General features: G+C 30.1%; 2 protein-coding genes. Both read left to right on the forward strand.

The features are described 5' to 3' along the window. Positions 1-333: 333 nt before the first annotated feature. Positions 334-1539 (forward strand): cysteine desulfurase NifS, encoded by a 1206-nt coding sequence (nifS, locus tag Q0138_RS06705; protein ID WP_297982388.1) that lies wholly within the window; start codon positions 334-336, stop codon positions 1537-1539. An 83-nt stretch (positions 1540-1622) separates the two neighbouring features. Next, on the forward strand, positions 1623-2003 hold the full coding sequence (gene nifU, locus Q0138_RS06710) for a Fe-S cluster assembly scaffold protein NifU (protein WP_297982385.1): 381 nt from the start codon (positions 1623-1625) through the stop codon (positions 2001-2003). Positions 2004-2101 lie beyond the last annotated feature (98 nt).

The following is a 2101-nucleotide window of genomic DNA, read 5'->3' on the forward strand; positions in this document are numbered from 1 at the left end:
ATTCTTTTTTTATTTTTTCTTTAAACTTTTTTAAATTATTTATTCTATTTTAAAACATTTTTATTATTTTTTTCTTTTCTCTAAAATCATATTTTTAGTTAAATTTAAAAAAGTATTTATATTCGAATTATATAAATTATAATGATTGTTATATTTTTATAATATTGTTATATTTTTCTAATAAAATTATTTTTTAGTTAACCTAAACTTTATATAGTACAAATAACTAATTTAAATATAGGAAAAATATAACTATAGTTATATTTTTGAAAATCGAAATTTTAATTATTATTATAAGTTTTAATAATAGTATTTTTTGGAGGAATTTTAATGATTTATATGGATAATTCTGCTACTTCTCCAGTAAAAGAAGAAGTATTTAATGCAATGATCCCTTTTTTAAAAGAAGAATTTGGGAATCCATCCACCTTTTATAAATTAGGTAGGGATGCTAAAAAAGCTCTCGAGGAAGCTCGTGAAAATGTTGCAAAATTAATTAATGCACAGGCTAAGGAAATTACATTTACAAGTGGCGGAACTGAATCTGACAATATGGCAATCAAAGGTATTGCCTACAAATTGGAAGATAAGGGAAAACACATTATAACTACAGAAATTGAACATCCTGCAGTGCTTAGAACCTGCGAATACCTTGAAACCAAAGGTTTTGAAGTTACCTACCTTCCTGTAAAGGAAAATGGTATTATTGACATTGATGTTTTAAAGGATGCAATTAGGGATGATACAATACTCATTTCAGTTATGCATGCAAACAATGAAATCGGTACCATTCAACCTATTGAAGAGGTAGGAAAAATAGCTAAGGAAAATGGAATTAAATTCCATGTTGATGCAGTTCAATCTGTTGGTAAAATCCCTGTTGATGTAGAGGCAGCAAACATTGATTTATTATCCATTTCCTCTCATAAGATTTATGGGCCTAAAGGTGTAGGGGCATTGTTTATCAGAAGAGGTGTAAGACTTGAAACCTTGATTCATGGTGGAGGCCAGGAAAGAAATCTCAGGTCAGGTACTGAAAACATGCCTGGAATTGTAGGTTTCGGTAAGGCTGCTGAACTTGCTTATGAAAACCTTGATGAAAACATTGCTAAACTTTCTGAAATAAGGGATGCCCTTATTGAAAAGGTCTTGGACAGAGTTCCTGAAGCTTACTTAAACGGTGATAGGGAAAACAGACTTCCAAACAATGCAAGTTTCAGATTTGCTGCAATTGAAGGTGAAGGTTTAATCTTAAGACTTGATGCAAAAGGAATCAATGGAGCTACAGGTTCTGCTTGTTCCTCTAAAAACTTAAAGGCTTCCTATGTATTAAGTGCTTTAGGTTTGGAAGATGCTGAAATCCACGGTTCATTAAGATTAAGTTTAGGAACTGAAAATACCCTTGAAGATGTTGATCTTGTTGTGGATGCAATTGATGAAGTTGTTGCTAATTTAAGATTAATGTCTCCTTTATGGGATAATGAAGCAAATGAATCTTTAGAATTAGATGAATCCCTATTTACTGATGTGGATCATTAAATTTGATTCATATTAATGATTTTTATTATCAATAAGTATAGGATTTTATTCAATTAATTATTAAGTTTTATTTAGGTGATACTATGTACAGTGAAAAAGTTATGGATCATTTTTCCAATCCAAGAAATTCCGGTGAAATAGAAAACGCAAGTGGAGAAGGAACTGTTGGAAACCCTACTTGTGGAGATTTAATGACTATTTATATTGATGTCGATGAAAACGATGTAATTCAAGATATTAAATTTAAAACATTTGGTTGTGGAGCTGCAATTGCTACCAGTAGTATGATTACTGAAATTGCAAAGGGAATGACTGTAGATGAAGCTTTAGAAATTAGCAGAAATGATGTAGCTGACGCTTTGGATGGTCTTCCACCTGTTAAAATGCACTGTTCCAACTTGGCAGCAGACGCTTTAACAGAAGCAATCAATGATTACAAGGCTAAAAAAGAAGCGAAAGCTTAAAATTTCCTCTTCTTTTTTTTCAAAGTTTATTCTCTAAAATTTTTCAAATCTCTATTTTATAATTTAATTTTTATTTTTTAATTTTTCAATTTCTATAA

This window comes from uncultured Methanobrevibacter sp. (assembly GCF_937906425.1).
Lineage (GTDB): Archaea > Methanobacteriota > Methanobacteria > Methanobacteriales > Methanobacteriaceae > Methanobrevibacter.

Bases quoted from the DNA above. Each gene is read 5' to 3' on its own strand.
- nifU (WP_297982385.1), top strand. From the start codon at position 1,623: ATGTACAGTGAAAAAGTTATGGATCATTTTTCCAATCCAAGAAATTCC.